5 protein-coding genes are annotated in these 3,964 nt (G+C 72.3%); 4 read left to right on the forward strand and 1 reads right to left on the reverse strand.

Annotated elements, in window-relative coordinates; genetic code table 11:
- The coding region (locus AOK24_RS37705) for a DUF5719 family protein (protein WP_055724446.1) at positions 1-1,450 on the forward strand (1,450 nt) is incomplete at its 5' end.
- 153 nt (positions 1,451-1,603) lie between these two features.
- On the forward strand, positions 1,604-2,404 hold the full coding sequence (locus tag AOK24_RS37710; RefSeq protein ID WP_055724447.1) for an HAD-IIB family hydrolase: 801 nt from the start codon (positions 1,604-1,606) through the stop codon (positions 2,402-2,404).
- Positions 2,405-2,408: 4 nt separating this feature from the next.
- Here the strand turns inward: AOK24_RS37710 and AOK24_RS37715 are convergent, their stop codons facing one another.
- The gene (locus AOK24_RS37715; RefSeq protein WP_079057196.1) at positions 2,409-2,858 is read right to left on the reverse strand and encodes a metallopeptidase family protein; all 450 of its coding nucleotides are present in this window, start codon (positions 2,856-2,858) and stop codon (positions 2,409-2,411) included.
- A 262-nt stretch (positions 2,859-3,120) separates the two neighbouring features.
- Between AOK24_RS37715 and AOK24_RS37720 the strand changes: the two genes are divergently transcribed.
- Positions 3,121-3,540, forward strand: a complete 420-nt coding sequence (locus AOK24_RS37720) for a DUF3499 domain-containing protein (protein WP_010352397.1) — start codon at positions 3,121-3,123, stop codon at positions 3,538-3,540.
- 58 nt (positions 3,541-3,598) lie between these two features.
- On the forward strand, positions 3,599-3,772 hold the full coding sequence (locus AOK24_RS46810; protein WP_079057197.1) for a Trm112 family protein: 174 nt from the start codon (positions 3,599-3,601) through the stop codon (positions 3,770-3,772).
- Positions 3,773-3,964 lie beyond the last annotated feature (192 nt).

Here is a 3,964-nt window from a genome sequence, read left to right on the forward strand (position 1 = left end):
GGCCGCGCTCGCCGCCGTCACCGCCTTCGCCGTCGTCCAGGAACCGGCGCGGGCCGGCACCGCCGCGCCCAAGGCGGCCTCCCGGCTGCCCGTCGAGCGCACCGGCCTGGTCTGCCCGGCGCCCAGCACCTCCGACCTCGCCGACACCGCGTACACGTCCTTCACGCCGGTCACCGAGGGCACCGGCGCCGAGGGGAAGGCGACGCTCACCGGGGTCGCGGAGAGCGCGCAGGGCGGGAGGACGAAGCCCGCCGGGAAGTCCGCCGTCACCCCCGGTGCCCCCGGCAAGCCCGTCACCGGCGATGTCAGCGGCGGCAGCGCGCCCGCGCTGGTCGGCACCGCCGAGGGCAAGTACGCGCCCGGCTGGACCCTCCAGGCCACCACCGGCGTCGCCGCCGGCACCGGCCGGGGCCTGCTCGGCCTCGCCTGCGGTGCCCCCGACACCGAGTTCTGGTTCCCCGGCGCGAGTACGGCGGCCGACCGCACCGACTACCTCCACCTCACCAACCCGGACGACTCGGCGGCCGTCGTCGACGTCGAGCTGTACGGCCCCGAGGGCACCCTCGACTCCTCCGTCGGCGACGGCATCACCGTCCCCGCGCACTCCAGCGAGCCGATCCTGCTGTCCACCCTGACCACCGACAAGCTCGACGACGTCACCGTCCACGTGAACGTCCGCAGCGGGCGCGTCGGCGCCGCCGTCCAGGCCCTCGACGACAAGCTCGGCGGCGACTGGCTGACGGCCTCCACGGACCCCGCGAACACCCTCGTGATCCCCGGCATCCCCAAGGACGCCACCGCCGTACGCCTGGTCGCCTTCACCCCCGACGACTCCGACGCCGACCTGAAGATCCAGCTCGCCTCCGCCAACGGCCTCATCACCCCGGCGGGCCACGAGACCCTGCACATCAAGGCGGGCAGCACCACCTCCGTCGACCTCGGCGACATCACGCGCGGGGAGGCCGGTTCGCTGGTCCTGTCCCCGGGCGACGTCACCACGCCGGTCGTCGCGGCGGTCCGCGTCACCCGGGGCAAGGGCAATGCCCAGGAGACCTCGTTCATCCCGGCCACCGCACCCGTCGGCACGCGCGCGTCCGTCCTCGGCAACACCGCCAAGGGCACCACCCTGTCGGTCACCGCGCCCACGGCGACCGCCCAGATCAAGGTCACCGCGTCCGCCGGCACCGACGGGGGCACGGCCGCCTCGAAGACGTACACCGTCAAGGCGGGCACCACCCAGGACCTCGCCCTGCCCGTGCCCGCCGGGCTGAAGGGCACGTACGCGCTGACCGTCGAGACCGTCTCCGGCGGGCCCGTGTACGCCTCCCGCACGCTGGTCTCCACCGACGAGGACGGCCCCGGCTTCACCACCCAGACCCTCCCCGACGACCGGGGCACGGTCGCCGTCCCGGACAGCACGCAGGACCTGTCGATCCTGAACGGGGGCTGAATTCTGTGTGGCGATTCGGGTGGTGATCACCCCTGAAGGGCGTGTCTGACCTGCCTTGACGCATTGTTCAGATTTACGGAGGATGAGGGCTCCGTGCCCCCGGGGGGGGTGCCCGGCCTCCGGCCGACGAGAGCACAAGGAAAAGGAAGCGCATTGGGACCGTCGACTCGCATCGTGGTGTTCGACCTGGACGACACGCTCGCCCTCTCCAAGGCGAAGATCACGCCGACGATGGCGCAGTGCCTGACCCGGCTGCTCGCCGAGAAGCCCGTCTGCATCATCTCCGGCGGCCGGTACGAGCAGTTCCGCACCCAGGTGCTGGACGAACTGCCGCTCACCCCCGAACTCGCCGAGCGCCTCCACCTCATGCCGACCTGCGGCACCCGCTACCTGCGCTGGGAAGCGGGGGAGTGGCGCAACGTCTACGCCGAGAACCTCACCGAGGACGAGAAGGCCCTCATCGTGCGCGTCCTCACCGAAGGCGCCAAGTCCCTCGGCCTGTGGGCCGAGAACACCTGGGGCGACATCATCGAGGACCGCGACAGCCAGATCACCTTCTCCGCGCTCGGCCAGCAGGCCCCGCACCAGGAGAAGGCCGCCTGGGACCCCACCGGCACCCGCCGCCGCGCCCTGTGGGAGTACGCCTCCGAACGCCTCCCCGACCTGGAGGTCCGCAGCGGCGGCTCGACGTCCATCGACGTCACCAAGAAGGGCATCGACAAGGCGTACGGCATGCAGCGCCTCCTCGACCACCTCGGCCTCGTCAAGGAGGACGTCCTCTTCGTCGGCGACCGCCTCGACGAGGGCGGCAACGACTACCCCGTCCGCGCGATGGGCGTCCCCTGCGTCGCCGTCACCGGCTGGGAGCAGACCGTCGACGTCATCGGCACGATCCTGGGCGACGACCTCGACCGCCCGGTCCCCTCACTGCTGGCGCCGCTCGACGTCCGGTGACGGTTCAGTCCTCGCCGTACCGGGGATCCACCGTCTCCGGCGTCAACCCGAGCAGCTCCGCCACCTGTTCGACGACGATCTCGTGCACCAGGGCCGCACGCTCGTCGCGGCCCTTCGTACGGATCTCCACCGGGCGCCGGTAGACGACGACCCGCGCCTGGCGGCTGCCGGCCGCGGGGACGATGCCGCCGAGCGGAACCGCCTCGTCGTTCCAGGGGCCCCCTGGGCCGTCGAGGCGGGGGACCTCCAGGACCATGAAGTCGACGTCCGCGAGCTGCGGCCAGCGCCGCTCCAGCCGCTCCACCGAGTCCTGCACGAGGTCGGCGAACATCTCGGCCCGGCTCGCCGCGAGCGGCACCTGGGGCGGCGCGATCGGGCCGCGCATGCCCCGCCCGTGGCGGTCGCGGCGGCGGGGCCCGGGGCCTGCGGCACGGGGCGGTACGGAGCTCTCCATCACTACTGAAGCGTAGTCCCCGCTCAGGCCGCCGTACCGCGCTCACCGTCATGTCGCAGGATGACCATTCCGGCCAAGGTTGGGCTCGATTCGGCATCTCTCCGAGACCGCCGATCTCATGGCAATTGCTGTGGTTTGCACCGGCTGTTGACCGGTCCGTCTCCTCGACCACCGGCTGAAAACTGGTGTTCACGCAGGTCAGCGGGGTATGACAAGGGGAGTCTGTGGGGGGTTTCACAGCACGACACGGTGGAGTGACCTGGTGGAGAGTCGTCGCGGCCCGCTCAAGAGTGCGGTACCGTCCAACGTCGTGAGCCCTGTACGTCGCTGTTCGCGCACCGCCTGCGGCCGACCCGCCGTCGCGACGCTGACGTACGTCTACGCCGACTCGACGGCCGTCCTCGGACCGCTCGCGACCTACGCCGAACCCCACTGCTACGACCTGTGCGCCGAGCACTCCGAGCGCCTCACCGCCCCGCGCGGCTGGGAAGTCGTACGCCTCCTCGACGCGTCCGCGCCGGCCCGCCCCAGCGGCGACGACCTCGAAGCCCTCGCCAACGCGGTCCGCGAAGCCGCGCGCCCCCAGGAACGCGCCGCCGGAGGCGCCTCCGGCCGCGCCGCCGACCCCATGGAGGTCGCCCGCCGGGGCCACCTCCGCGTCCTGCGCTCACCGGAACCCTGACGGTCCCCCGGCGATAGGCTGGCCTTTCTACGCCGCCCGACCCGTGAAGGACACCCCCATGCCCCTCGTAGAACCCGGCCTCCTGGACATCCTCGCCTGCCCGTCCTGCCACGCCCCCCTCACGGAACAGGACACCGACCTGCTCTGCACGAGCCCCGCCTGCGGCCTCGCGTACCCGGTCCGAGACGGCATCCCGGTCCTCCTGGTCGACGAGGCCCGCAAGCCGGAGTAGCTGCGGCACCGGATGTCGCAATCACGCTCCCGCGCGGGACGACGATTACGACATCGGTGGACGACGGACCACGCCAGGGAAAACGCTTCCTGGCGCACGGCTTCCGCGAACCGGCCACCCGTACCCGCTCTACCCCGCCCACCCAGCTGCGGCCGGCCGCGCCGCAGCTGGGTGGGCGGGGTAGAGCGGGTA

Source organism: Streptomyces niveiscabiei (assembly GCF_001419795.1).
Lineage (GTDB): Bacteria > Actinomycetota > Actinomycetes > Streptomycetales > Streptomycetaceae > Streptomyces > Streptomyces niveiscabiei.

Excerpts from the sequence above, each read along its gene's own strand:
- AOK24_RS37715 (WP_079057196.1), bottom strand. The coding sequence starts at position 2,858 with ATGGAGAGCTCCGTACCGCCCCGTGCCGCAGGCCCCGGGCCCCGCCGC.
- AOK24_RS46810 (WP_079057197.1), top strand. The coding sequence starts at position 3,599 with ATGCCCCTCGTAGAACCCGGCCTCCTGGACATCCTCGCCTGCCCGTCC.